The organism is Nonomuraea sp. B208, from assembly GCF_057536035.1.
The window spans coordinates 14,254-37,080 of the sequence record NZ_BAAJOU010000024.1 but is presented as its reverse complement, the minus strand read 5'-3'; the positions used below and the strand labels follow the sequence as shown (position 1 = coordinate 37,080).

Sequence of the window (22,827 nt, the reverse complement as noted above, 5' to 3'; positions counted from 1 at the left end):
CGAGCAGACCAGGCGGGCGGACCAGCCGGGGCGATCAGCCGGACAGACCAGGCGGGCGGACCAGGCGGGCGGACCAGGCGGGGCGATCAGCCGGACAGACCAGGCGGGCGGACCAGGCGGGCGGACCAGGCGGGCGGACCAGGCGGGGCGGTCAGCCGGACAGACCAGGCGGGCAGACGAGCCGGGGCGATCAGCCGGGGTGCCGGGCGGCGGCGTGGGCGGCGCCGTAGCCTTCGGCGCGCACCGTGACGCGGCCCGCCTCGACGCGCAGCGCCACCTCCGTGGCGTCGTCCACGCCGGTGACGCCGGCCGCCGCCGCGAGCTCGCCGCTCTCGTCCCACACCACCCGCAGCCGCGGCCAGGCCGAGCGCGGCACGGCCGGGCGCAGGCAGCCGCACAGCTCGGCGAGCGTGAGCCTGGCCAGCGGGAACAGCTCCTCGGGCGCGCCGCTGACCACGACGGCGGTGACCTCGGCCCCGGGCGGCGCGGCCCGTACGGCGTCCTCGACGGCCGACAGCCGGTGCATGCCGAGCACCGCCACCACGCCGTCATCGGTGAGCCGTACGGGCTCGCCGCTGACCGCGTCCGGCACGGGCGACGACGGCGGCGACCACGGCTCGTCGCCGGCCGACAGGCGCGGCAGCAGCGGCGCGACGAACCACCGGTCGTCGAGGTCGAGATCGGCCAGCCGCTCACACGCGCGCACCACGTTGAACGGCTCCACGAACCCCGGCGCCGCCGCCGCGAGCTGCCCTGCCCCGTGCAGCAGCGTGAGCGCGGCCTCGGCGAGCCCCACCAGCCGCCCGTCCGGGGCGGGCGGCGGCCGCAGGCGTTCCAGCGCGAGCCCGAGCAGGATCGCGTCGAGCTTCACGAGCTGCGCGTACGGCACCCGCGTCAGCTCGTCGGCGAGGATCTCCGGCATCAGGTGCATGCCGAGCCGGCTCGGCCCGCGTTCGTCGTCGGTGGCGAGCGGCAGCCGGGCGAGCCAGGCGCGGGCCACCTCCCCCAGCGCCTCGCCGACGGTCAGCGCGGGCTCCCCGGGCGCGGGCGGCTCGGCGGACTCGGCCAGCTCGGCCAGCACCGCGAAGTACAGCGCCCGCTTGCCGGGGAAGTTGGAGTAGACCGCTCCCCGTGTGAGCTCGGCACGGTCGGCGATGCCGTCGATCTTGGCTTCCCGGTATCCGCGCTCGGCGAACTCCGCCCGCGCCGCGGCCAGCACTCTCGCCCGGTTGCGCTCCTGTGCCTGCGCTCTGGTCAGCCGGGCCATCGTCCTCCTCGCGTTGCCGGGTCCCGCCGGTCAGGATACCGTGAACACTCAAATGATGAGATCATCTGAAATGAGGGGTGGCCCATGGCCGACGTGCCCGAGCTCGACCTGACCGACCCCGCGCTGCTGCGCGACCCCTCCGCCGCGTACGTCAGGGCGGCCGCCGACTCCCCCGTGGCGCGGCTCACCGGGCCGGGGTTCGCGTTCTGGGTGGTGCTGCGGCACGCCGAGGGCCGGGCGGCGCTCGCCGATCCGCGGCTGCGCACCCGCGAGGACAGCTACCAGCGGCCGGACGTCCCGGCCGACTGCCTGCCGTACATGACGACGATGTCCGAGCTGAACGGCGCCGAGCACGCCCGGCTGCGCCGCCTGGTCGCGCCCGCGTTCGCGCCGCGGCAGGCGGAGCGGTTCCGGCCGCGCGTCGAGGCCATCGTGGACGCCCTGCTGGACGAGCTGCCCGGCCACCGGTCGGACGGCGGCCCAGGAGACGGCCCAGGAGACGGCCCAGGAGACGGCACGGTGGACCTGCTGACGCACTTCGCCCGGCCGCTGCCGATGGAGGTGATCTGCGAGCTGACCGGCATCCCGGCCGCCGACCGGCCGCGCTGGCGCGCGTGGGGCGCGGATGTCGCGGCGGGGCACGGGGCGGCGTTCGCCGAGGCGATCCCCGGGATCCTGGAGGGCGCGAAGGCCGCCGTGGCCAGGGCGCGGGCCGAGCCTGGCGACGACCTGATCTCCGAGCTGGCCCGCGTCCAGGAGGAGGACGGCGACCGGCTGTCGGAGGCCGAGCTGGTGACGATGGTGTGGCAGCTCGTCCTGGCCGGGCAGACGCCCGCGAACCTGATCGCCAACTCCGTGGCCGCCCTGCACGAGCATCCCGATCAGCTGGCCGCCCTGCGCGCCGACCCGGCGCTGATGCCGGGCGCGGTCGAGGAGCTGATGCGCTGGTGCGGTCCGCAACTGCTGACCATCCCCCGGTTCACGGCGGAGGACGTCGAGATCGGCGGCGTGACGGTGCCGGAGGGCGAGCCGGTGACGGTCGCGATCCCGGCCGCCAACCGCGACCCGCGCGTCTTCGCCGACCCCGACCGGTTCGACGTGGGGCGGGACGCCGCGGGGCAGCTCGGGTTCGCGCACGGGCCGCACTTCTGCGCCGGGGCGTCGCTGGCGCGCGTGCAGACCGCGGTCGCGCTCGGCTCGCTGCTGCGCCGCTTCCCCGGCCTCGCGCTCGCGGGGCCGCCGCGGCGCGTCCCCGACCCGGGCACGGCCCGGCTGCTGTCGCTGCCGGTGACCCTGGGCACGGCGGGCTGACGGCCGTGACCCGCTCGACGGGACCGGCCTGCTCGTTCTGCGGGAAGGGCCAGAACGAGGTCCGGCGGCTGATCGCGGGGCCGCCGTCGGTCTACATCTGCGAGGAGTGCGTCGGGCAGTGCACCGAGCTCATGGCCGAGGAGGAAGCCGCGACGGCACCCGCCGGGCCGGCGCGCGACCTGCCCACCCCGCGCGAGATCCACACCTTCCTGGACCAGTACGTCATCGGCCAGGACCGGGCCAAGCGGACCCTGGCCGTGGCCGTCCACAACCACTACAAGCGCCTGCGCGCCCCCGTCTCCAGGGACGACCCGGTCGAGCTGGGCAAGTCCAACATCCTGCTGGTCGGCCCCACGGGCAGCGGCAAGACGTACCTCGTGCAGACCCTGGCGCGGATGCTGGACGTGCCGTTCGCCGTCGCCGACGCCACCGCGCTCACCGAGAGCGGCTACGTCGGCGACGACGTCGAGAACATCCTGCTCAAGCTCATCCAGGCGGCCGGCCACGACGTGCGGCGGGCCGAGACCGGCATCGTCTACATCGACGAGATCGACAAGATCGCCCGCAAGGCGGACAACCCGTCGATCACCCGCGACGTCTCCGGCGAGGGCGTGCAGCAGGCGCTGCTGACGATCCTGGAGGGCACGGTCGCGAACGTGCCGCCGCAGGGCGGGCGCAAGCACCCCCACCAGGACCTCATCGCCCTGGACACGACGAACGTGCTGTTCATCGCCGGGGGCGCGTTCGACGGGCTGGAGCGGGTGATCGAGCGGCGCGCGCTGCGGCGGGCGGCCGGGTTCGGCGGCTCGCCGCACGACCCGGCCGAGGAGGACGTGCTGGCCCGGGTCATACCGCAGGACCTGGTGGCGTACGGGCTGATCCCCGAGCTGACCGGCCGGCTGCCGGTGCTGACGACGCTGCGCCCGCTGGACCGGGCCGGGCTGGTCCGGATGCTCACCGAGCCGCGCAACGCGCTGATCAGGCAGTACCAGCGGCTGTTCGAGCTGGACGGCGTCGAGCTCGCCTTCGAGGAGGACGCCGTGGCGGCAGTGGCCGAGCAGGCGCTGCTGCGCCGCACCGGGGCCAGGGCGGCCCGCGCGGTCCTGGAGGAGGTGCTGCTCAACGTGATGTACGAGGTGCCGGACAGGGACGACGTGGCCCGGGTCGTGATCACCCGCGACACGGTGCTGCACCACGTCAGCCCCGCCCTGGTGCCGCGCGCCCGCCGGCGGCCCGCCTGAGGTCCGCGTGCCGCCGGCGCGGGGCTCAGGCGTTCGCGAGGGTGTCGTCGAGCACCCTGCCGAGGAAGGCGTCCAGGTTGGCCACGGCCCGCGCGACCTTCTCCTCCGCCGTCAGCGACTCGAACCGCGTGCCCGCCTCGGTCTGCTTCCTGCCGCGTACGTACAGGGAGCAGGCGAGGTCGGCGCACATGTAGACGCCGACCGTGTTGCCCTGGCGGCCGGCGGCCCCGACGCGGGGCGCGGTGAACAGCGCGACGCCGGTGCCCGCGTGCGGGGTGACGCACACCGAGCACAGGGTGCTCTTGGTGGGGCTCCTCCGTACGTCCTGGGCCAGGCGGAGCGCCACGCCGGTGAGCCCGCCGCCGCGCTCGGCCACCAGGTACGCCCGCTCGGGCGCCCCCGGGTCGCGCCAGCCCAGGAAGTCGAGGTCGGCCCAGGGGGTGGCGGCCAGGTCGCGCGGCAGTCCGAGCCTGCGGGCCTCCCCTTTGGAGCAGTTGACGAAGGACGCGCGCAGGTCGCGTTCGGTGACGGGGTTCATGGTTCTTCCCTCAAACTAGGATCTCTAGGTATAAACCTAGGCTATCTAGTTTCGAGGGGCAAAGGGTTTGTGGGTGCCGACAGCTTTCGTATGTGCCGTACGGCGACGATCGGCACCGTCACGCCGATCAGGTTGCAGTACGCCACCGCCGCGTAGAAGCCGTCCGCGCTGCCGGCGGCGTGGGCCGCCGCCGCGCCCACCGCGACGATCAGGCCGAAGTAGATCGCGTTGAGCACGATGGCCAGGAAGCCGCCGCCGGTCTCCTCCATGACGGTCAGCGAGGCGAGCACGGGTCCCTGGACGGCGTAGGTGAGCGCCACGGCGCCCAGATAAGCGCCCGCGGCCGCGGCCACCCCGGCGTCGCCGCCGATCAGCCGCGCCAGCGGGTCGTGCAGCGACCACACCAGCGCCGCGATCACCACGTAGGTGACGACGGTGACCTCGATGCCGCCGCGCATCGACGCACGGATGCGCCCCCATTCGCCCGCGCCGCGTCGCTGGTTGATGGTGATCGCCGTGGCCGTGCCCAGGACCATGCCCGGCAGCAGCACGACGTTCTGCAGGGTGGAGGCGACGGTGAACCCGGCCACGGCGTTCTCCCCGTAGTTCCCGAGGACGCCGATGACCGCGAGGTTGTACGCCGAGATCACGAGGAAGGACATGGCGATGGGCACCCCGATGCGGCGCAGGTCGGTGAACACCCCGCGCCGCCAGATCCGGGCGGCCGCCGGATGCCACAGCTCGGTGCGGCGCAGCAGCACCAGGCCCATGGCCAGGCCGGTCAGACCCGCTGCCGCCTCGGCGACGGGCACCGCCGCGATCCCGATGCCGGCGCCGAGCCCGAGGCCGGCCACGAGGCCGACCCGCACGCCCGCCGTACAGATGACCAGGACGGTGGCCTGCCGCACGTGCCCATAACCACGCAGGCCGGCCGCGCACAACTCCCCCGCGACGGCCAGCAGGCCGGCGGCGCTGGTCCAGCGCAGGAAGGAGACGAACGTGTCCCGCAGCCCGGCGTCCACATGAAGGAGACCGGACAGGGAGGGAGCCGCCACCGCGAGGACCAGGAACAGGGCCGCGCCGAGCCCGAGCCATACCCTGGCCAGGCTGGCGGCGTTCGACATGACGTCCTGGGGGCGCCCGGCCCCCTTGCTGATCGCGGCGGCGACCTGGTTGCAGACCGCGAAGCCCACGCCCAGGGCGAGGACGACGAGGGCGACAGGCTGATAGAGGGAACGCACATAAATCGCCTCTCCCCCCATGCGTCCAAGAATGGCGATAATTCCGAGCTGGGCGGCAAAATTAACGGACCCGGCCACGAAAAGGGGAACAGCGAGGCCGGAGATGGTCCGCCATACCTCCCTTCTTTCGTGCGCGACTGAGGGAAACATGCGGACCTCCGGGGACATGAATTGGCCTGTGGGAACATAGCGAAATTTCTCGATAAATGTCCACAGGGCCTTGCCCCGGAAATATTTCGGTCAGAAAGCCGCCGGCAGCACCGGGCCCGTGTGCTCCCCCGCCGTGGGTGCCTGGGTGGGAGGTCGCGGCGGGGACCTCCCACCCAGGCCGGCGGCCGGCCAGGCCGTCAGAGCCGAATGCGGACCGGGACCGTGCCGATCGTCACGCGATGGTCGGAACACGCTCCGCCGCAGGCCGTGCCCTTGCCCAGCGCGTCACCGGTGTACGGGCCGGTGATGGCGCTCTCCCGGACGAAGAGCAGGTCTATCTTGGGGCGCTGGCCGCAGGGCTCCTCGACGCCGATCGGCTCGCCGTCCCCGTTGACCTCGTTGACGGTCGTCTCGCCGACGCCGGGGCATCGCGGGTCCTCGTCGTCCAGCTCCCTGTACGCACCGGTGTTGCCGCCGTTGTTCGGCACGTCGAGACTCGACGAGTACCAGCTGTCGAGCCGCTCGTCATGCGGCCGCACGTTCAAGTCGCCGGTGATGAGGACGGTGTCGCCGTTGTCGTGGAGGTCCTCAAGGTGGCCCCGTACCGCCGCCAGCTGCTGTGTCTTGATGTTGCTCCCGCCGACCGTCGCCTCCGAGCCGGTGATGTGCGTGGTGCAGAACCGCAGGTGCGGCCGGGCGTCCAGCGGCGCGCAGAGGAGCTTGTGCACCCCGCCTCGCCCGTCTGCCGGCAGGTCGTATTTCTTGGCGATGCCGAGCTGCCGCCGGCTGAAGAGAGCGATGCCGAACGGCTCACCGTCGCAGGTCGTCTCCCGGATGGTGGCGAAGCGGGCGAAGCTGTCGCCCTCGGGCCAATCGGCCGCCTTCAGCCGGTCCTGCAGTGCCACGTACTGGCTCCAGCACAGTTCGTTGAAGGCCGCGAAATCCGCGTCCCGGTTCACGATCGACGCGGCGGCGGCCTCGACCATGCCGGTGGTCGTGGAGCCGTCGTTCATCGCCCAGCCGGCCACGTTCCACTGCCACACGTTGATGGTCTCGACCACCGTATCGGCGGCGTGTGCCGTGCCCCCGGGCAGCAGCGTCGCGCCCCATGTCAGCACTGCGACCAGTGCGCGGGCGAACAGTCTCATCTCACGTACTCCGATCTCGCTCCGGTGGGCAGGTCCAGCATTCGCGTGCACAGCGCGTCCATCGCGCGGTCGGGCAGCACCCGCCGCAGCCGGGTGAGAAGCTTGGCGTGGCCGCCGACCGGATAGCGCGTCCTCGGCCGCCGGGAGGTCATCGCCCTCACCACGGCTCCGGCGATCACCTCGGGCGGGCTGCCGCTGCGCTGGTTGCTCGCGGCGATCTTCCCGATGACGTGCTCGACGGTCGCGCCGTAGTCGGCGCGGCCCTGCGGCGAGAACAGCTCGGCGACGGCGCGGCGTCCGTTCTCCACCAGCTTGGCGGGGGCGCTGCTCCGCGTGGCGCCCGGCTCCACGATGCTCACGTGCACGTTCCACGGGCGCAGCTCCATGCGCAGCGCGTCGGTCACCGAGACCAGCCCGTGCTTGGCGCTGGTGATGGGGCCGAGAAACGGCAGCGTGATGCGCCCGCCCTCGGATCCGACGTTGATGATCCGCCCTCTGGCACGCTTGACCAGCGGCAGGAACGCCTGGGTGACGGCGAGCTGGCCGGTGAGATTCACCTCCAGATGACGCCGGAACTCGTCGAGCGGCACCAGCTCCATCGGCCAGGGCGCGCCGATCCCGGCGTTGTTGACGAGCCCGGCCAGCCCGGCCGCGCCGGTGGCCTGCTCCACCCGCACCACGGCCGCGGCGATCGAGTCCGCGTCGGTGACGTCGACGTACAGGGGGATGATCCGGTCGCCGGCCGCGTGGCGCAGCGCCTCGCCGTCGGCCGTCTCGCGTATGCCGGCGAAGACGGTGAAGCCCCGGGCGGCCAGCGCCAGAGCCGTGGCCCAGCCGATTCCCGATGACGTTCCGGTGATCATGACCGTTCGTGACATCGCTGCTCCCTTCACGAGGTAACTCAACGATGGTGAGTTCACGATAGTCCGCCATCGGCACGAAACTCAACAGGGGTGAGTTACCCTTGTGGAGTGAGCGAGACCCGTCAGAAGAGGGCCGGCGGGCGCCGTCCCGGCGTGTCAGGGACGCGCGAGGCGATCCTGGCAGCGGCCCAGCACAGCTTCGCCGAGCAGGGCTACACGGCGACCACCATCCGAGGCGTCGCCGCGGCCGCCGGCGTGGATCCGGCGCTGGTCCTGCAGTTCTTCGGCAACAAGGACAAGCTCTTCGACACCGCCCTGCGGGCCGATCCGCCCGTTCGGTCGCTGACCGCTCTGGTGCACGACGGCGACCTCGCGGACCTCGGACAGCGGCTGACGCGCCGCTATCTCGAACTCTGGGAGGCGCCCGGCACAGGAGCACGCCTCCTCGCGGTGGTGCGCGGCGTGTCGGCGTCGCCGAGCGCATCGGCGATGGTGGCCTCGTTCATGTCGGACGAGGTGATGCTTCCCCTCGCCCGCGCCATCGGGGCGGATCGAGCCGAACTGCGGGCCAACCTCACCGGCGCGCACCTGCTGGGCGTCGCCACGGCCAGATACGTGCTGCGGGTCGAGCCACTGGCCTCCCTGGATCGCGAGCACCTGGTCGCAATCCTGGCTCCCCTCGTCCAGCGCTACCTCAGCGGCGATCTCGACTGACGGGACGGTTGAGGGAGAGGGCCGCGGGTGCGGAAACCGGTTCCTGCGAGCATCACCCTCTCCTGGACCGGGCAAGACCGGGCCGGCTTTCTTGGGCCCGCGCCCACCGCACGCAGGCCGCGCGCCCTCACAAGGCGGCCGGCAGCACCGGGCGGCCCCGGACGCCGGGGTCGGCCGCGAACACCGCCCCCGCCTGCGGCTGCTCGGCCCGGTCCACGCCCAGCGCCGAGGTGGTGATGAACAGCCGGCCGAGGTCGTCACCGCCGAAGGCCACCGCCGTGACCTGGCGCGCCGGCAGCGCGACGACGGCGTCGAGCCGGCCGGCGGGGTCGTAGCGGTGCACGGCTCCGCCCTGCCAGAGCGCCACCCAGACGCCGCCCTCGGCATCGACCGTCAGCCCGTCGGGCTGGCCCCGCTCCGGGTCGACGTACGCGAACGGCCGCCGCCCGTCGAGCCCCTCGTCCGGGCCGTAGTCGAACACGTCCACCCGGCCGGTGGCGGTGTCGGCGTAGTAGGCGAGCGAGCCGTCGGGGCTGAAGTCGAACCCGTTGGAGATCGTCACCTCCGGCAGCACCACGCGCAGGGCGCCGTCCGGGCCGGCCACGTAGAACGAGCCGCGCCCCGGGGCGGCGTCGTAGGCCATGCTGCCGATGTAGAAGCGGCCGTCGGGGTCGCAGCCGCCGTCGTTCATCCGTACGGACGGGTCGCTCCACGCCTCGCCGCCCAGCGGGCGCAGCGGTGCGTCGAGGTCGTCGGAGTCGGCCAGCAGCAGCTCGCGCTCGGCGGCGACCACGTAGCCGCCGGCCGCGCGGGGGCGCAGCGCGGCGGCGACCTTGCCCACGTGCCGCCGCCGCACCGTCGCGCCGTCGAGCGCCAGCACGTCGCCGGCCAGCATGTCCACCCAGCGCAGCCCGCCCCAGCGGGCGGACCACACCGGCCCCTCGCCGTGCTCGGACACCGGGTCGGTCACGGGGTAGACGGTGATGCTCATGCCGATCTCCTCCAGGGTGCTGGACGTGATGTTGGCACGATGCTCCCACGCGCCCTTCTCGCGCGCCCTTCTCGCGCGCCCCGGGTCAGCGGCGGCGCGGGCGGCGGGCGGTCCTGGCGGGCGCGGGCCGGGAGGCCGTCTCCGGCCAGTGGGCGGGGCGGGTCAGGGCGGGCGGGACGCGGGTGGCGGCGTCGCCGGCGGCGGCGTTGAGCTGGGCCTGCGTGAGGAAGATCGCGCCGGTGAGGTCGGCGCCCGCCAGGTCGGCGCCGCGCAGGTCGGCGCCGATGAGGTCGGCCTCCCGCAGGTCCGCGCCACGCAGGTCCGCCCCGATCAGGTACGCGCCCCGCAGGTTCGCCCGCCGCAGGTCCGCGCCCCTGAGCCGGGCCCCGATGAGATCGGCCCCACGCCGGTCCTTGCCCCGGCCCTTTCCCTGGGGGCCGGATCTGACCAGTTCGCTGACCCGCAGCAGCAGCTCGTTGACCGCGGCCCGGTGCGGGGCCACGTCGTACTTCTCCAGGGCGCCGGCGTCCTGCCGGGTGAGCCGGTCGGTCTCGTCGAGCGCGCGGCGCAACTCGGCGTGGACCGGCCGGGCGGGCTCCAGGGACAGCGCCTCCGCGAGGTACCACAGCAGCTCGTGGAGCTGCCGCATGACCGGGAAGACGGCGTACATCTGCCCGGCCGTCTCCGGCGCGGCCCGCCAGCTCCGCCCCCCGAACGTGACCTGCGAGACCTTCTGCCCCGCCCCGAAGCAGTCGAAGACCGTGCAGCCGGGGTAGCCGCTCGGACGCAGCCGCTCGTGGATCGAGCAGCGGAAGTCCTCGCGCAGGTTGCGGCAGGGGTCCCCCGCGGCCTTGTCGGCGGCGAAGTCGGCCGAGGCCGCGAACGGCAACGCGACGCAGCACAGGCCGAAGCAGCTGCCGCAGTCGGACAGCAGCTCCAGCTCACGGAAGTCGTCAGCAGGGGACAACGTGCGAATCTCCTCGGGCGCGGGCGGACGCTCAAGGATAGTCACCCGTACGTGTACGGCGTGGTGGTGGCCAGGGCGGCGAAGCCGAGCCGGGTCAGGATCGGCCGGCTCTCGGCGGAGGCGTCCACCTGCAGGTAGCGGTATCCGCGGGCGAGCGCCTCGCGGGCCCGGTAGGCGACCAGCGCCCGGTAGATGCCGCGCCCCCGCCACTCCGGATCGGTGCCCCCGCCCCACAGGCTCGCGAACTCGGTGCCGGAGTGCAGGTCCATCCGGGCGGCGCTGACCGGCACGTCGCCCGCCATGGCGAGGACGGCCACGACGCTTCCCTCGGCCAGCTGCACGGCCAGCCGTTCCCTGATCCGTACGCGGCTGGCCCCGAACACCCGCTCGTGCACGTCGGCCACCAGCTCGACGCCGTCCATGCCGGTCACCGGCACCAACTGGACGCCCTCCGGCCCAGCGGCGGGCAGGGCGGCGGGGACGGCGATCCGCGCGGTCTCGGCCACCATGAGGGTTTCGGGCGGCTCGGCGGTGAAGCCGGCCGCGAGCAGCCGCCGGTCGAGGTCGGCCGGGCGGTCGTGGTCGTAGAGCTTCCACTCGAACTCCGTGCCCAGCTCCGCGTAGTGGCTGATCTGCTCGGCTATGGCGGCGTCCGCGGTCCGCTCGTCGAGGTCGGACCACAGGACGCCGTTCCAGCAGGGCGCGGGGCCGGACTGGCGGACGACCGCGCCCGCCCGTTCCACCACGGCCCCGGGCATCTCGGGCGCGGGCTCGCGGCGGAAGCGCCGCTCGTACAGGCTCAGCACCTCATCGTGGTTCACGCTCAGCCCCCGAAGCGCCGCTGGCGGGCGGCGAAGCTGCGCAGCGCGCGCAGGAAGTCGATCTCGCGGAAGGCCGGCCAGTACGCCTCGCAGAAGTACAGCTCGGAGTAGGCCGACTGCCACAGCAGGAAGTTCGACATGCGCTGCTCGCCGCTGGTGCGGATGACCAGGTCGGGGTCCGGCTGCCCGGCGGTGTAGAGGTGGCCGGCGAGGTCGTCGGCGGTCAGCGTCTCGGCCAGCTCGTGCATGCTCTGCCCGGCCTCGGCCCGCTCGTACAGCAGCTCGCGCAGGGCGTCGATGACCTCCTGGCGGCCGCCGTAGCCGATGGCCAGCGTCAGGTGGAAGCCGGTCGCGCAGTCGCGGGTCGCCTCGACGGCGTTCTTCAGCGCACGGGCGGTGGTGTCGGGCAACATGTCGAGCAGCCCGGCGACGTGCACCCGCCAGCGGGCGCCCGGGCGGGCGAGCCGGTCGGCGACCATCTCCTCGATGACCCGCAGCAGGAAGGCGACCTCCTTGTCGCCGCGCCGCTGGAGGTTCTCCGTCGAGCACAGGAACACCGTCAGGTGCCTGATGCCGAGGCTCTCGCACCACACCTGCACGTCCTGGATGTGGTCGGCGCCGTACTGGTGGCCGATGCTCGGGTTGGGCAGGCCCTTCTGCCTGGCCCAGCGGCGGTTTCCGTCGATGATGAGACCGACGTGCCGGGGCAGCGGGCCGGTCGAGACCTGGCGGCGCAGGCGCCGGGCGTACAGGGGATGAAGAAGATCGCTTACGTGCACCCCCTAAGAATGGCGTGCGGGGTCGGCCGGTTCGGGAGGATTCGAGAAAGTCGGCGCCGGGAGGTCGCCGTCATCCGGGGTCGGCCGCGGGGCGATCCGCTTCCCCGGCGGCTTCTCTGGTGGCCTCACCGGCGGCTTCCCCGGTGGCCTCCCAGGCGTCTCCCCAGCCGACGTCCCTGGCGCGGCGGTAGAGCTCGCCCTGCCGCTTGGAGACGAGCACGTCGCGGATGCCGTCGGCGTCGGTGCACAGGCGCAGCGACACCACGCCCTTGCGCTTCTGCGGGTGGCGCAGCACCCGGTCGGCGGCGGGGGCCGGCGCGGGGCGGGCGGTGGCGGCGACGTAGGCGAACTTCTCGTCCTCGAAGCTGAGGGTGCCCGCCTTGACCTGGCGGTGCAGGGACGTCCGTGGCAGGCGCACCGAGAAGTGGCACCAGTCGCGGCCGGGCTCGATCGGGCAGGCGCGATCGTGGGGGCAGGGGGCCACGACGCTCAGGCCCTCGGCCAGCAGCACCTCGCGGGCCGCGGCGATCGTGGCGTAGCCGGCGGGCGTGCCCGGCTCGACGACCAGCACCATGGCGGCGTCGCGGGCGAGCCAGCGTACGACGTCGGCGCGGTCCCGCTCGGCGAACTCGCCCAGCGCGTACGACATGGTCGCGAGGTCGGCGCGCGGCCGGTCGAGGCCGGACCCGACGGCGGCCTGCCGCCAGGCGGTGCCGCGCACCCCGGGGGCCTGCGCGGTGCGGGCGAGACGCCTGCCGAGGTCGATGATCTGCGGGTCGCGTTCGATGACCGTGACCTGGCGCAGGGACGGCCACGTGGCCCCGGCCGCCCAGATCGCGGCCCCGGTGCCGCCGCCCGCGTCGAGCTGGCTGACCGGCGCGAACCCCGGGACGCGGGCCGCCGCGTGCCGCATCGCCAGCGCGGCGGCCTCGTAGGTGGCCGGCATGCGGTAGGCGGCGTAGGCGGCCACGTCGGCCTGCCCGCGGATGTGCGCGGCCTCGCCGGTCGCACCGGTCGCGCCGGTCGCGCCGCCGCGGTAGCGCTCGGTGAGCCGCGCGACCGAGCGGGCCAGCTCCTGGGGCGAGTGCCGGGCCAGGGCCTGGTCCAGGGCGGCGCGGAGGTCGTCGGGCAGCATGGGCGGAGTCGCTTTCGAGAACGGGCGGGACGGTGCGGGGAACGCCCGCACGCTGGGCCTCGGCCATTATCGGCCATCCACGCCACCACGGCGCCCCCCGCGCGGGAGCGCCGCCCTCGGACAGGCGAACGCCGCGCGAAAGCGCCGCCGTGTGGGGTCAGGCGTCGAGGAGGGCGGCCAGGCGTTTGGGGGCGACCAGGCGGTAGCTGTCCCTGATCAGCTCGTCGAGCTCGTCCCAGTCGTGCCCGGCCGTCAGCCACGCCCCGACCCAGCCCTTGGCGCCGACGTAGGGCGGCACGAAGAAGCGCTCAGGCTGGGAGCCGACCAGCGCCTCCTGCACGCCGGGCCCGGCCTTGAACGTCATCGACCGCCCGTCCTCGCTGGTCATGACGAACAGCTTGCCCCGCACCCGGAAGCTGGGCGCGGTGTGCCCGCCGAACGGCTGCTCCTCCGTCTCGGGCAGGCCCAGGCAGATCTCCCGCAGCCGCGCCGCCACCTCGTCGTCGATCATGTACGCCTCCCGCTCGCCGAGACGCCGACCGTACCGCGCGGCTCCGACAATTTCCCTCGCTCAGCTCCCGGGCGTCTCGACGAGCGGCGTGTCCACCAGGTGCTCGATGAGGAACCACGTCTGCAGCTCGTTCGTCCGGATCACCTCGGAGACGAGCAGGTCGTTGGTGCCGTCGTCGCCCATCTCCTGTGCCCGGCCCGCCGCGTCGTGGCAGGCGACCAGGATGGTCTCGTGGGCCTCGATCAGGCGGGAGAGCATGGCCGGCACCTCCTCGCAGCCGTTCGGCGGGCGCGGGATCACGGTGATCTCGGCGACGTGGCGCGGGTCGCCGACGGCCACGCCGCCGAGGGTCTGCACCCGCTCGGCGATCTGGTCGACCAGTTCGAGCTGCTCGCCGGCGTGCTTGTCCAGCAGCAGGTGGAGCTGGTAGAAGGTCGGGCCGCGCATGAGCCAGTGATGCTTCTTGTAAAGGGCGTGGAGGATCTGGGTGTCGGCCAGGATCTGGTTGAGCCGCTCGCACGAGTACATCCGGGCGTCCCGCGACAGCCCGAGCGGGAACATCCGCACGGTGCCGAACTCCTGGATCTGCACGCCGTTCATGTGCAGCCACGGCTGGCTGTCGGTCTTGGACCGCGTCGCCTTGGCAGGGCGTCTGGTCGTCATGCGCGTCTCCTCACGACGGCGGATGGCAACGATCCCCTTCAACCTCCCCTCTGCCGCGCCAAGCGCCGCCGCGAGCCGGCACAAGAGAGGGTCAATCCGCGGCGGGCCGCCGGGGGAACGCGTGCCGCCTGGCCACCACGGCCGTCACCAGGGCGCAGGCCAGCAGCGGGAGCGCGGTCCACGGCAGCGCCGCCGCCCCGGCGGACTCCAGCACGAGGCCGCCGGTGAGCGAGCCGGCGGCGATGCCGGCGTTGTAGACGGTGGTCTGCATGGAGGTGGCGACGTCGGCGTGGCCCGGCCCGGCGGCGTGCACCAGCGCCGTCTGCAGCAGCGTCGGCACCCCGCCGAACGCGGCGCCCCACAGGGCCACGGCCGCCAGCGGCGTCCAGCCGGGCCCGCCCAGCAGGGGCATGACGGCGACCATCACGGCCAGCACCACGAGCAGCGCCGCGCGGGGCCGCCGGTCGATCGTCGCGCCGGTGGCCCAGATCCCGGCGACGGTCCCGGCCCCGAACACCAGCAGCACGACGCTCGTCGCCGCCGTCCCCGACAGCTCGGCCAGCGGCGCCAGGTACGTGTAGACGGCCTGGTGCCCGACGAGGACGAGCGCGGTCGTGCCGAGGACGACGCGCACGCCGGGGGCCGCCGCCACTTGCCGCAGCGGCGTACGCTCCCCCGCCGCCTCGCCGGGGAAGTCCGGCACCTTCCACAGCACCCACCCGACCAGCGCGACCGCCACGCAGGCCAGCCCGGCGAAGGCGGCCCGCCAGCCGAGGGCCGCGGCGAGCGCCGCGCCCGCGGGCAGGCCCGCGCACAGGGCGACGGTGATGCCGGCCGAGACGATGGCGATGGCCCGCCCGCGCCGCTCGGCGGGGACCATGCGGGCGGCGTACCCGACGAGCATGGCCCACAGCAGCCCGCCCATCACGCCGGCGAGCAGCCGCGCGGCGAAGGTGAGCGGATACCAGGAGGACGCCGCGGTCACCGCGTTGAGCAGCGCGAACCCGCTCAGCGCCGTCACCAGCACGGGCCGTCGCCGCAGCCCGCGCGCCAGGGCGGTGAGCGGGATCGCGGCGAGCGTGGAGGCCACGGCGTACCCGGTGACGAGGAAGCCGACCCGGCCCTCGGGCACGTCCAGGGCCTCGGCCATGCGCGGCAGCAGCCCGGCGGGCAGCAGCTCGGTCATGACGGCGGTGAACGCCGCGGTGAACAGGGCCAGCAGGCCGGCCCAGGGCAGGCGGGAGTCCCGCCCCGGAGGAGCGGTCATCGTGTCGGTCATGCGACCATGCTGAAACCTTCTCATCAATGAGAAGGCAAGCGAGGAGGCCGCATGAGGATCGGGGAGCTGTCGCGCCGCACGGGCGTACCGGCTCGGATGCTGCGCTACTACGAGGAGCAGGACCTGCTGCGCCCGGACCGGGCGGTCAACGGCTACCGGGTCTATCCGGAGGCGGCGGTCTACCGGGTGCAGCAGATCCGGGGGCTGCTCGACTCGGGGCTGACCACGGACATCATCCGCCGCATCATCCCGTTCCTCGACCGGCCCGACGACATCCATCTGCATCCGGACTGCCTGACGCCCGAGCTGGCCGACCTGCTCAGGTCGGAGGCGGCCCGCATCCAGCAGCGGGTGGAGTGCCTGTCACGCAACCGGGACCGCATCCTCGCCTACCTGGAGGCGGTCGAGGCGGCCAAGCAGGGGGCCGGGCGTTGAGCACTCTGGAGGCGGTGCTCGCCGCCGCCGAGCGCGGCGCGCCGCCCGCTGCGGACGGCGGGCTGACGGTGGTGGCCCAGCCGTCCCCGCGCGACCTGGGCGTGATCGCGTTCACGGGGCACACGGTCGTCTTCGCCGACCTGCCGCCCGACTGGGTACGCGAGCGGCTGCCCGCCGGCGACCTCTCGGCCCCGGTGAACCCGCCGTTCCTGCTGGAGCTGGGCCTGCGGACCGGGCGGAGCGCAGGGAACCTCGACCTGCTCGCCGTGGCGGACCCGCTTCCCGGGCCGCCGCCGCTCGCGCTGCGCGAGGTGACCGCGGCCGATCATCCACGGGTCGAGCGGGCCCTCGCCTACCGTGACGAGGTGCGCGTCTGGACGTGCGAGGGCGGCCTGCTGACCGTGGGGCGGGGCGTGGCCGGCCGCTGGGAGGCCGCCGTCGAGGTGGAGCCGGGCCACCGGGGCCGCGGGCTCGGCCGGCTCCTCGCCACGGCCGCCCGCCACCTGGCGGCCCGCCCGCTGTGGGCGCAGATCGCGCCGGGCAACGCGGCGAGCGTGCGCGCCTTCCTCGCGGCCGGGTACGTCCCGATCGGCTCGGAGGTCCTGCTGGTCCCCGGCTGAGCCAGGCCCGTACGTCGGGGACGGCGCTGCTACGCTTCACGGCGTAGCACAGTCGGGTCCGTACGGGGAGTCGCGCGTTGGTCGTCTACGCCGGTCAGGGTGACGCCCGCCGTTCGATGGCGCTGCTGTGGCGCGACGGGCAGGAGCGGCGCGAGACCCGGCCGGGGCCGAAGCCGGGGCTGAGCGTGGACGTGATCGTCGACGCCGCCATCGAGGTGGCCGACGCCGAGGGCATGGCGGCCCTGTCGATGCGCAAGGTCGGCGAGCGGCTGGGCCGCAGCGGGATGGCGCTCTACACGTACGTGCCGAGCAAGGGCGAGCTGGTCGACCTCATGTACGACCGGGCGATGGCCGAGCTGCCCGCCGAGTACGACCTGAGCGGCGGCTGGCGCCCGGCGGTCGCGGCGTGGGCCGAGCAGACCCGCGCCTTCTACCTGCGTCACCCGTGGATCCTCCAGGTGTCGCAGGCCCGGCCGGTGCTCGGGCCCAACGAGTTCGCGGCGCTGGAGACCCTGGTCGGGATCCTGCGGGCGACCGGGCTGCGGCCGGCCCGGGTGCGGGGCGTGGTGGCCCTGCTGTACGACTTCGTGCGCGGCGCGGCCCGCACGGTCGCCGAGTCGCGCGAGGCCCCGTCGGAGACCGGCGTGTCGGACGAGGAGTGGTGGCGGGCCCGCGCGTCGCTGCTGGAGGAGGTGGCTCCCGGGTTCGCCGGGCGCTACCCGATGGCGCGGTGGGTGGAGTCGGAGGACGACTGGCCCGGCGGCGACGGCGAGCCCTACCTGGAGCACCGGACCCGCGAGGCGTTCCTGGCGGGCCTGGACGTGGTGCTCGACGGCATCGAGGCCAGCACCCGCAGGACATGACCGCGGCGAGTCAGGCGCGGCGGGCTCGGCGATTTGTTCAGGCGTGCGCGCCCACGGTGACCGTGCCGACGGTCAGCCGGGGCCGGGCCTCCAGCACCTCGCCCAGCCGCTCCACCTGCTCCTCCAGCTCCCGTTCCGCCTCCGGGCCGAGCTCGTGGAGCGGCTCCACGGTCACGTCGAGGCGGTCGCCGGAGCGGCGCTGGTGCCAGACGCCCGCCACGACGCCGTCCACGAGCAGCACCGGGAAGTTGCCCGCCTGCCCCCGGTTGAGCGCCCGCGCCGCCGCCGGCCCGGCGTACAGCAGCTCGCGGGGCCGCCCCGCCACCACGTAAGCGTCGAAGTACGGCAGCAGCCGCACCCCACGCGGCGGCTCCTCAGGCACCGCCGTGTCCCCGGCGACCACCCAGGCCGGCCGCCCCTCGAACAGCACCTCCTCCAGCCCGGCCCCCTCGAAGGCGCGCGCCGCCCACCGCGCCGGCCCGCCCGCCCACTGCGCGAACTGCTCCGGCGTGGCCGGCCCGTACGCCGTCAGGTAGCCGCGCACCAGCTCGCCGAGCCCGTCCACGACGGGGGCGGCGGCGGGCGGCGCGGTGTAGGTGACCTTGCGCCCCCGTCCGGCCCCGAACACGAACGCGCCCCGGTGCGCGGCCAGGTGCATCGCCTGCCGCCAGCGCGGCCAGTTCCCGCCGAACGCCGGCATGACGAGGTCGCCCGCCCAGGGCCCGGCGAGGTCCACGACCCGGTCGCTCAGCTCGTCGATGGTCAGCTCGTCCGCGGCGACCGCCTCGGTGATCGCGGCCACCACCCGTTCGGTCTGCTCGGGGGTGAGCCGCACGGACGGCCCGAACGGGTTCCTGCCCGCCGGCAGCGACGACAGCGCGCTCACCCACGTGGCCAGGTCGCGGGCGGGCAGCACGTGGACGGTGCCGCGCGGCCCGTACGTCTTGACCAGCTCGCCGCCGGGCCGCAGCGCGGCGCGCACGTGCGCGCGGGTGGCTCCGGCGAGGCGCAGGCCGACGGAGACCTCCGCCGCCGACATCACCTGGGCGTGCGCGCCGCACATGGCCGCCACGACCTCCGCCGGGCCGGTCCTGGCGGGCTCCGCGCCCAGGCCGGCCCGCTCCAGCCGGCGCGCGCTCACCTGCGGCCACGACAGTGCGATCATCGACGTTCTCCTCGGTCGGCCCGTCCGCTTTCACCGCTCACCGTAGGGACGAACGCGGAAAGGTGGGTTCCGCGTCGGCGGTTCAAGTGCGACGCAAGTGATCGGCAATTCGGGATCACTAGGGTCACCGCTCATGAACCGGCTCAGTCCCCGTCTCGGCCCCCTCACCGCGCGCCAGCGCTGGCGCCGCCTGCGGCTCCAGGCGTACTCCTGGTCCCTCACCGGCGCCTACCGGCTCGGCGCGCTGCATCCCGCGATCTGGCGGCTGGTCGCCCGCAGTTACCATCCGGCGCTGGACCGCGTGGCGGCCCGGCACGCCCGCGTGGCCTGCCAGTTCGCCGCCGTGGACGTGCCCGCCTACCGGCACTTCCTGCGCGAGAACGGCGCCGAGCACGCCAAGCGGCTCGCCGACTTCCCCGAGACCACCAAGCAGAACTACGCCGCCGCCTACGACGAGGAGAGCCGCTGCCAGGAGGGCAGGCTGCACCGGGCCGGCGTGATCGTGGACGAGTCGTCCGGGTCGAGCGGCAAGCCGTACAACTGGGTGCGCGGGCCGCGCGAGCTCAAGGGCGTGTACCGCAACGCGGCCGGCTACATCGACCTGGTCTTCCCCGGCAGGCGGCTGTTCGTGGTGAACGCGTACTCGATGGGCGCCTGGGCCACCGGCACCACCACCGGCACGGCCATGGCGCGCATCGCGATGGTCAAGAACACCGGCCCCGACCTGGAGAAGATCGCCGACACGCTGGAGCACTTCGGACCCGGCTACGACTACGTGGTGTCCGCGTACCCGCCGTTCCTCAAGCACCTGCGCGACCATCTCGACGAGCGCGGCTTCCCCTGGCGGGACTACCGGATCCGGGGCATGGTCGGCGGCGAGGGCATGACCGAGGCGCTGCGCGACTACCTGGAGGAGCGCTTCGAGGAGGTCCGCTCCGGCTACGGCGCGAGCGACCTGACGATCGGGATGGGCGCGGAGAGCGGGTTCAGCGTGTGGCTGCGCAAGCGCCTCGCCGTCGATCGGGAGCTGCGCGAGCGCCTGCTGGGGCCGGGCGAGCAGCGGCTGCCGATGATCTTCCACTACAACCCGCTGGAGACGTTCCTGGAGGTCAACGCCGCCGGCGAGCTGCTGTGCACGATCAACACCAAGACGACCCTGCAGCCCAAGCTGCGCTACAACGTGGGCGACGAGGCCGCGCTGCGCACGCTCGCCGAGGTGCGCGCCGCGCTCGGCGACGAGGCGTACGAGCGCGCCTGGACCGACGAGCGGCTGAACCTGCCGCTGCTGTTCCTGTTCGGCCGCAAGGACTCGACGATTTCCTACATGGGGGCGAACCTGTATCCGCAGGACGTCGAGTACGGCCTCTACCAGGGCAACCCGTACGCCGCCGCGATCAACCGGTTCTGCCTGTCCCTGGAGGAGCTGCCCGGCCTGGAGTACCGCCCGGTGGTGAACCTCGAAGTACGCGGCGAGGTGGACCACGACGAGCTGGCCGCCCTGTGCCGCAAGGGCGTGCTGGCCCACCTGAGCGCCGTCTCGCGCGACTTCGCCGAGTCGCTGCGCGAGGACCCGACGGCCGCCGACCTGCGGGTGCGGGTCTTCGGCCCCGGCGAGGGCCCGTTCGCCGGGCTCACCAAGATGAAGAACGTCTACCTGGTGAAGGACGCATGAGGACCACCGATTTCAGCAAGGCGCCCCCGCAGGGGCAGGCGACGGCGATGTTCGTCGGGGCGACCCGCTACCGGGGGCCGCTGTCGATCGTCGTCCTCTCCTTCACCTGGTGGCGCATGGTGCGCGACATGAAGCGGATGCGCGGCTACCGGTGGCACAAGGTCTACTGGGAGTTCCCGTTCACGCTGGGCACGCTGGCGTTCTTCGAGGACCGCGACGCCCTCATGCGCTTCGCCCGCACCCGCCACCACCGCAGGCTCATGCAGTGGGTGACCGACGGCACGAAGAACGCCACCGGCGGCTACATCCGGGTCTACAACGCCGAGCCCGAGGGCTACAGCAACGGCGTGTGGCGGGCCGAGGGCGACGGGATGGCGCACATCGAGTCGTTCACGCCGCTGTCGACGGAGAGCGCGGGCCCGCCGGTGAAACGCGCATGAGCGGGCTGGAACGTGTCACGAGCCGGGCCGGCCTGCGCGACTTCCTGTCGCTCACCGACCGCCTGCACGCCCCCGGTGACGGGCCGCCGCGCTTCGTCCCGCCGCTGCACGCCCAGGTCCGCGCGTGGATGCGCCAGGGCGTCGCCCTGTACGTGCTGCGCCGCGCCGGCCGGGTCGTCGCCCGCACGACCTTGCACACCGACGCCGCGTTCGACGCCAAGCTGGGCGAGCGGCTGCAGCTCTTCGGCCTCACCGAGTTCACGGAGGACGCCGCCGAGGAGCTGTTCGACGCCGTGTGCGAGGCGGGCCGCGCGGACGGGCGGCGGACGGCGTTCGGCCCGGTCTCGCTGCTGCCGAACCAGGCGGGCGGCGTCATCACCTCGGGCTTCGCCGAGCGCGGCTTCATCGACAGCGCCTGGAACCCGCCTTACTACCCGGCCGCGTACGAGGCGTACGGCTTCGCCCGCCGCTTCGAGTCCGACACCTGGATCTGCCCGGTGCCGCAGGAGCCGGTGTTCGCCTTCGACGACGCCCGCGTCGCGGCCGAAGGGCTGGAGGTGCACCGCGGCGACCGCCGCCGGGTGGCCGAGCAACTGCCGATCCTGCGCGGCATGCTCAACGCCTCCTTCGCCGGGCTCGGCTACTACACCGAGATCTCCGCCGAACAGCTCGCGGCGCAGACCGACGGGCTGGCGCACCTGCTGGACGAGGACCTGCTGCTGTATCTCACCAAGGCGGGCCGGCCGGTCGCGTTCGTGCTGTGCCTGCCCGACATCTCCGAGTTCGTGATGCGGGTGCGCGGCGACCTCCACCTGCTCAACCAGCTCCGCCTGCTCGCCACCCGCTCCCGTCACCGACGCGAGGCCGTGCTGGTGATCAAGGGCACCGTGCCGGACGAGCAGGGCCGCGGCTACATGCGCCTGCTCTCGCGCGAGCTGCACGCGGGCCTGCGCCGCGGCGGCTACCACACGCTGCGCAGCACGTACGTCGAGCGCACCAACCCTGGCTCGGCCGCCCAGTTCACCGCCATGGGCGGCCGCGCCCTCCACGGCTACGCCTTCTACGCCAAGGACCTCACGTGAACGAGCTGCGGGCGCTGGAGCCCGACTTCTGGCGGGCGCCGAGCGCGCACAACACGCAGCCGTGGACGCTGACGTACGAGGACGACCGGGTGACCGTCGGCTGGGACCCGGACCGGGCGCTGCCGGTCAGCGATCCCACGGGCCGCGACCTGCGGCTCGGCCTGGGGGCGTTCGTGGAGTGCTGCCTGATCGTCTGCGCGTCGGCGCGCCTGCCCGTGGCGTTCGCCGCCGATCCAGGGCCGCTGCGCGTCGGCCATCTCGTGCGGGCCGCGGGGACGTACGCGACGCCCTTCACCACGGCCGACGTGCGCGCCCGCGGCGCCAACCGGGGCGAATACCATCCCGGCCGGCTGCCGGACGAGCTGGTGGCCGGGCTGACCGGGATGCGCCGCGTGCCGTGCCGCGACCTCGCCGACCTGCTGCACGCGGCCGACCTGCACCAGTACGGCTCGCCGGAGGTGACCCGCGAGCTGCGCCAGTGGCTGCGGCTGACCCGCAGGCACCGCCGCTACCTGCTCGACGGCCTGAGCGACCGGGCGCTGCGCCTGACCCGGCTGGAGGCGGCGGCGCTGCGCGCGTCGCTGGCGCTGTACCCGGCGCTCCGGCCGCTCGGCCTGCCCCGCGTCCTGGCGGGCGCCTCGCGCGGGCTGCTCGACCACGACGGCGACGTGCTGGTGCTGGTCGGCCCGGCGGGCGACGAGGTGGAGCAGGGGCGGCTCCTCCTCCGCCACTGGCTCACCCTGTCGGGCGCCGGCTACGCCACGCACCCGCTGAGCCAGATCATCGACAGCCCGGGCACGCGGCGCGAGCTCGCCGCCCGCCTGGGCGTCGCCGATCCCTCCTCGCTGCTGCACATCGCCCGCGTCGGCCGGCCCCGCTCCCCCGCCTCGCCCTCGTCCCGGCTGCGCGGCCGATAAGGGGTGCAGCCGCG

Annotated in this window: 24 protein-coding genes; 10 read left to right on the top strand and 14 right to left on the bottom strand. The window is 73.9% G+C overall.

What is annotated here, in order from left to right:
* Positions 1–190: 190 nt before the first annotated feature.
* Entirely contained in the window at positions 191–1,267 is a 1,077-nt protein-coding gene (locus tag AC27IY_RS26205) for a TetR/AcrR family transcriptional regulator (RefSeq protein WP_487179456.1), read from the bottom strand.
* A gap of 84 nt (positions 1,268–1,351) precedes the next feature.
* Here AC27IY_RS26205 and AC27IY_RS26200 point away from each other — a divergent pair, with 84 nt between their 5' ends.
* Together AC27IY_RS26200 and clpX are read left to right on the top strand one after the other, a co-directional pair.
* The gene (locus tag AC27IY_RS26200; protein ID WP_487179455.1) at positions 1,352–2,578 is read left to right on the top strand and encodes a cytochrome P450 family protein; all 1,227 of its coding nucleotides are present in this window, start codon (positions 1,352–1,354) and stop codon (positions 2,576–2,578) included.
* Positions 2,579–2,583: 5 nt separating this feature from the next.
* Positions 2,584–3,819 (top strand): ATP-dependent Clp protease ATP-binding subunit ClpX, encoded by a 1,236-nt coding sequence (clpX, locus tag AC27IY_RS26195; protein ID WP_487179453.1) that lies wholly within the window; start codon positions 2,584–2,586, stop codon positions 3,817–3,819.
* Positions 3,820–3,844: 25 nt separating this feature from the next.
* Here clpX and AC27IY_RS26190 read toward each other — a convergent pair whose 3' ends face one another.
* The 4 genes from AC27IY_RS26190 to AC27IY_RS26175 all read right to left on the bottom strand — a co-directional run bounded on the left by AC27IY_RS26190 (position 3,845) and on the right by AC27IY_RS26175 (position 7,774).
* Complete coding sequence (locus tag AC27IY_RS26190; protein ID WP_487179452.1) at positions 3,845–4,357, bottom strand: FBP domain-containing protein; 513 nt, start codon at positions 4,355–4,357, stop codon at positions 3,845–3,847.
* Positions 4,358–4,398: 41 nt separating this feature from the next.
* On the bottom strand, positions 4,399–5,748 hold the full coding sequence (locus AC27IY_RS26185) for an MATE family efflux transporter (protein WP_487179725.1): 1,350 nt from the start codon (positions 5,746–5,748) through the stop codon (positions 4,399–4,401).
* Positions 5,749–5,945: 197 nt separating this feature from the next.
* A complete protein-coding gene (locus tag AC27IY_RS26180; protein ID WP_487179451.1) occupies positions 5,946–6,896 on the bottom strand; it encodes an endonuclease/exonuclease/phosphatase family protein in 951 nt (316 codons plus the stop codon).
* Positions 6,893–7,774, bottom strand: a complete 882-nt coding sequence (locus tag AC27IY_RS26175; RefSeq protein ID WP_487179450.1) for an SDR family NAD(P)-dependent oxidoreductase — start codon at positions 7,772–7,774, stop codon at positions 6,893–6,895. The genes AC27IY_RS26180 and AC27IY_RS26175 overlap by 4 nt, the downstream gene beginning before the upstream one ends.
* 93 nt (positions 7,775–7,867) lie before the next feature.
* On the opposite strand from AC27IY_RS26175, the gene AC27IY_RS26170 reads away from it, so the two are divergent.
* Positions 7,868–8,473 carry a TetR/AcrR family transcriptional regulator gene (locus tag AC27IY_RS26170; RefSeq protein WP_487179449.1) on the top strand — a complete coding sequence of 202 codons (606 nt, stop codon included), beginning with the start codon at positions 7,868–7,870 and terminating at the stop codon, positions 8,471–8,473.
* A gap of 127 nt (positions 8,474–8,600) precedes the next feature.
* Here the strand turns inward: AC27IY_RS26170 and AC27IY_RS26165 are convergent, their stop codons facing one another.
* The 8 genes from AC27IY_RS26165 to AC27IY_RS26130 all read right to left on the bottom strand — a co-directional run bounded on the left by AC27IY_RS26165 (position 8,601) and on the right by AC27IY_RS26130 (position 15,619).
* Positions 8,601–9,464 (bottom strand): SMP-30/gluconolactonase/LRE family protein, encoded by an 864-nt coding sequence (locus AC27IY_RS26165; protein ID WP_487179448.1) that lies wholly within the window; start codon positions 9,462–9,464, stop codon positions 8,601–8,603.
* Positions 9,465–9,549: 85 nt separating this feature from the next.
* Complete coding sequence (locus AC27IY_RS26160; protein WP_364452485.1) at positions 9,550–10,431, bottom strand: pentapeptide repeat-containing protein; 882 nt, start codon at positions 10,429–10,431, stop codon at positions 9,550–9,552.
* Positions 10,432–10,472: 41 nt separating this feature from the next.
* Complete coding sequence (locus AC27IY_RS26155) at positions 10,473–11,252, bottom strand: GNAT family N-acetyltransferase (protein WP_487179447.1); 780 nt, start codon at positions 11,250–11,252, stop codon at positions 10,473–10,475.
* Positions 11,253–11,254: 2 nt separating this feature from the next.
* Positions 11,255–12,031: a polyprenyl diphosphate synthase gene (uppS, locus tag AC27IY_RS26150; RefSeq protein ID WP_364452490.1), complete on the bottom strand. Its 777-nt coding sequence runs from the start codon at positions 12,029–12,031 to the stop codon at positions 11,255–11,257.
* 70 nt (positions 12,032–12,101) lie between these two features.
* Positions 12,102–13,166, bottom strand: a complete 1,065-nt coding sequence (locus AC27IY_RS26145; protein ID WP_449951978.1) for a small ribosomal subunit Rsm22 family protein — start codon at positions 13,164–13,166, stop codon at positions 12,102–12,104.
* A gap of 157 nt (positions 13,167–13,323) precedes the next feature.
* Positions 13,324–13,677, bottom strand: a complete 354-nt coding sequence (locus tag AC27IY_RS26140; protein WP_423470565.1) for an MmcQ/YjbR family DNA-binding protein — start codon at positions 13,675–13,677, stop codon at positions 13,324–13,326.
* A 60-nt stretch (positions 13,678–13,737) separates the two neighbouring features.
* Positions 13,738–14,340, bottom strand: a complete 603-nt coding sequence (locus tag AC27IY_RS26135) for a Dps family protein (RefSeq protein ID WP_344215254.1) — start codon at positions 14,338–14,340, stop codon at positions 13,738–13,740.
* A 91-nt stretch (positions 14,341–14,431) separates the two neighbouring features.
* Positions 14,432–15,619, bottom strand: a complete 1,188-nt coding sequence (locus AC27IY_RS26130) for an MFS transporter (protein ID WP_449951973.1) — start codon at positions 15,617–15,619, stop codon at positions 14,432–14,434.
* A gap of 51 nt (positions 15,620–15,670) precedes the next feature.
* Here AC27IY_RS26130 and AC27IY_RS26125 point away from each other — a divergent pair, with 51 nt between their 5' ends.
* The 3 genes from AC27IY_RS26125 to AC27IY_RS26115 all read left to right on the top strand — a co-directional run bounded on the left by AC27IY_RS26125 (position 15,671) and on the right by AC27IY_RS26115 (position 17,537).
* Positions 15,671–16,054 (top strand): MerR family transcriptional regulator, encoded by a 384-nt coding sequence (locus tag AC27IY_RS26125; protein WP_423448632.1) that lies wholly within the window; start codon positions 15,671–15,673, stop codon positions 16,052–16,054.
* On the top strand, positions 16,051–16,674 hold the full coding sequence (locus tag AC27IY_RS26120; RefSeq protein WP_487179445.1) for a GNAT family N-acetyltransferase: 624 nt from the start codon (positions 16,051–16,053) through the stop codon (positions 16,672–16,674). Before AC27IY_RS26125 ends, AC27IY_RS26120 begins: the two co-directional genes overlap by 4 nt.
* A 77-nt stretch (positions 16,675–16,751) precedes the next feature.
* Positions 16,752–17,537 carry a TetR/AcrR family transcriptional regulator gene (locus tag AC27IY_RS26115; RefSeq protein ID WP_344215262.1) on the top strand — a complete coding sequence of 262 codons (786 nt, stop codon included), beginning with the start codon at positions 16,752–16,754 and terminating at the stop codon, positions 17,535–17,537.
* A gap of 37 nt (positions 17,538–17,574) precedes the next feature.
* On the opposite strand, the gene AC27IY_RS26110 is transcribed toward AC27IY_RS26115, so the two are convergent.
* Positions 17,575–18,702, bottom strand: coding sequence for a winged helix DNA-binding domain-containing protein (locus AC27IY_RS26110; RefSeq protein ID WP_371247099.1), 1,128 nt, complete (start codon positions 18,700–18,702; stop codon positions 17,575–17,577).
* A gap of 133 nt (positions 18,703–18,835) precedes the next feature.
* Here AC27IY_RS26110 and AC27IY_RS26105 point away from each other — a divergent pair, with 133 nt between their 5' ends.
* Genes AC27IY_RS26105 through AC27IY_RS26090 form a run of 4 tightly spaced genes read left to right on the top strand, consistent with a single transcriptional unit; the run spans position 18,836 to position 22,813 of the window.
* The gene (locus AC27IY_RS26105; protein ID WP_487179444.1) at positions 18,836–20,374 is read left to right on the top strand and encodes a phenylacetate--CoA ligase family protein; all 1,539 of its coding nucleotides are present in this window, start codon (positions 18,836–18,838) and stop codon (positions 20,372–20,374) included.
* Positions 20,371–20,814, top strand: coding sequence for a DUF4188 domain-containing protein (locus AC27IY_RS26100; protein WP_487179443.1), 444 nt, complete (start codon positions 20,371–20,373; stop codon positions 20,812–20,814). Before AC27IY_RS26105 ends, AC27IY_RS26100 begins: the two co-directional genes overlap by 4 nt.
* Positions 20,811–21,896, top strand: a complete 1,086-nt coding sequence (locus AC27IY_RS26095) for a hypothetical protein (protein WP_487179441.1) — start codon at positions 20,811–20,813, stop codon at positions 21,894–21,896. The genes AC27IY_RS26100 and AC27IY_RS26095 overlap by 4 nt, the downstream gene beginning before the upstream one ends.
* Positions 21,893–22,813, top strand: a complete 921-nt coding sequence (locus AC27IY_RS26090) for a hypothetical protein (RefSeq protein ID WP_487179440.1) — start codon at positions 21,893–21,895, stop codon at positions 22,811–22,813. Before AC27IY_RS26095 ends, AC27IY_RS26090 begins: the two co-directional genes overlap by 4 nt.
* The last annotated feature ends 14 nt before the right edge of the window (positions 22,814–22,827 follow it).

What these genes read in the sequence shown, in the direction of transcription:
- AC27IY_RS26205 (WP_487179456.1), bottom strand. Translation starts at nt 1,267, where the DNA reads ATGGCCCGGCTGACCAGAGCGCAGGCACAGGAGCGCAACCGGGCGAGA.
- AC27IY_RS26200 (WP_487179455.1), top strand. Translation starts at nt 1,352, where the DNA reads ATGGCCGACGTGCCCGAGCTCGACCTGACCGACCCCGCGCTGCTGCGC.
- AC27IY_RS26190 (WP_487179452.1), bottom strand. Translation starts at nt 4,357, where the DNA reads ATGAACCCCGTCACCGAACGCGACCTGCGCGCGTCCTTCGTCAACTGC.
- AC27IY_RS26185 (WP_487179725.1), bottom strand. Translation starts at nt 5,748, where the DNA reads ATGTTTCCCTCAGTCGCGCACGAAAGAAGGGAGGTATGGCGGACCATC.
- AC27IY_RS26180 (WP_487179451.1), bottom strand. Translation starts at nt 6,896, where the DNA reads ATGAGACTGTTCGCCCGCGCACTGGTCGCAGTGCTGACATGGGGCGCG.
- AC27IY_RS26175 (WP_487179450.1), bottom strand. Translation starts at nt 7,774, where the DNA reads ATGTCACGAACGGTCATGATCACCGGAACGTCATCGGGAATCGGCTGG.
- AC27IY_RS26165 (WP_487179448.1), bottom strand. Translation starts at nt 9,464, where the DNA reads ATGAGCATCACCGTCTACCCCGTGACCGACCCGGTGTCCGAGCACGGC.
- AC27IY_RS26145 (WP_449951978.1), bottom strand. Translation starts at nt 13,166, where the DNA reads ATGCTGCCCGACGACCTCCGCGCCGCCCTGGACCAGGCCCTGGCCCGG.
- AC27IY_RS26140 (WP_423470565.1), bottom strand. Translation starts at nt 13,677, where the DNA reads ATGATCGACGACGAGGTGGCGGCGCGGCTGCGGGAGATCTGCCTGGGC.
- AC27IY_RS26135 (WP_344215254.1), bottom strand. Translation starts at nt 14,340, where the DNA reads ATGACGACCAGACGCCCTGCCAAGGCGACGCGGTCCAAGACCGACAGC.
- AC27IY_RS26130 (WP_449951973.1), bottom strand. Translation starts at nt 15,619, where the DNA reads ATGACCGACACGATGACCGCTCCTCCGGGGCGGGACTCCCGCCTGCCC.
- AC27IY_RS26125 (WP_423448632.1), top strand. Translation starts at nt 15,671, where the DNA reads ATGAGGATCGGGGAGCTGTCGCGCCGCACGGGCGTACCGGCTCGGATG.
- AC27IY_RS26110 (WP_371247099.1), bottom strand. Translation starts at nt 18,702, where the DNA reads ATGATCGCACTGTCGTGGCCGCAGGTGAGCGCGCGCCGGCTGGAGCGG.
- AC27IY_RS26105 (WP_487179444.1), top strand. Translation starts at nt 18,836, where the DNA reads ATGAACCGGCTCAGTCCCCGTCTCGGCCCCCTCACCGCGCGCCAGCGC.
- AC27IY_RS26100 (WP_487179443.1), top strand. Translation starts at nt 20,371, where the DNA reads ATGAGGACCACCGATTTCAGCAAGGCGCCCCCGCAGGGGCAGGCGACG.
- AC27IY_RS26095 (WP_487179441.1), top strand. Translation starts at nt 20,811, where the DNA reads ATGAGCGGGCTGGAACGTGTCACGAGCCGGGCCGGCCTGCGCGACTTC.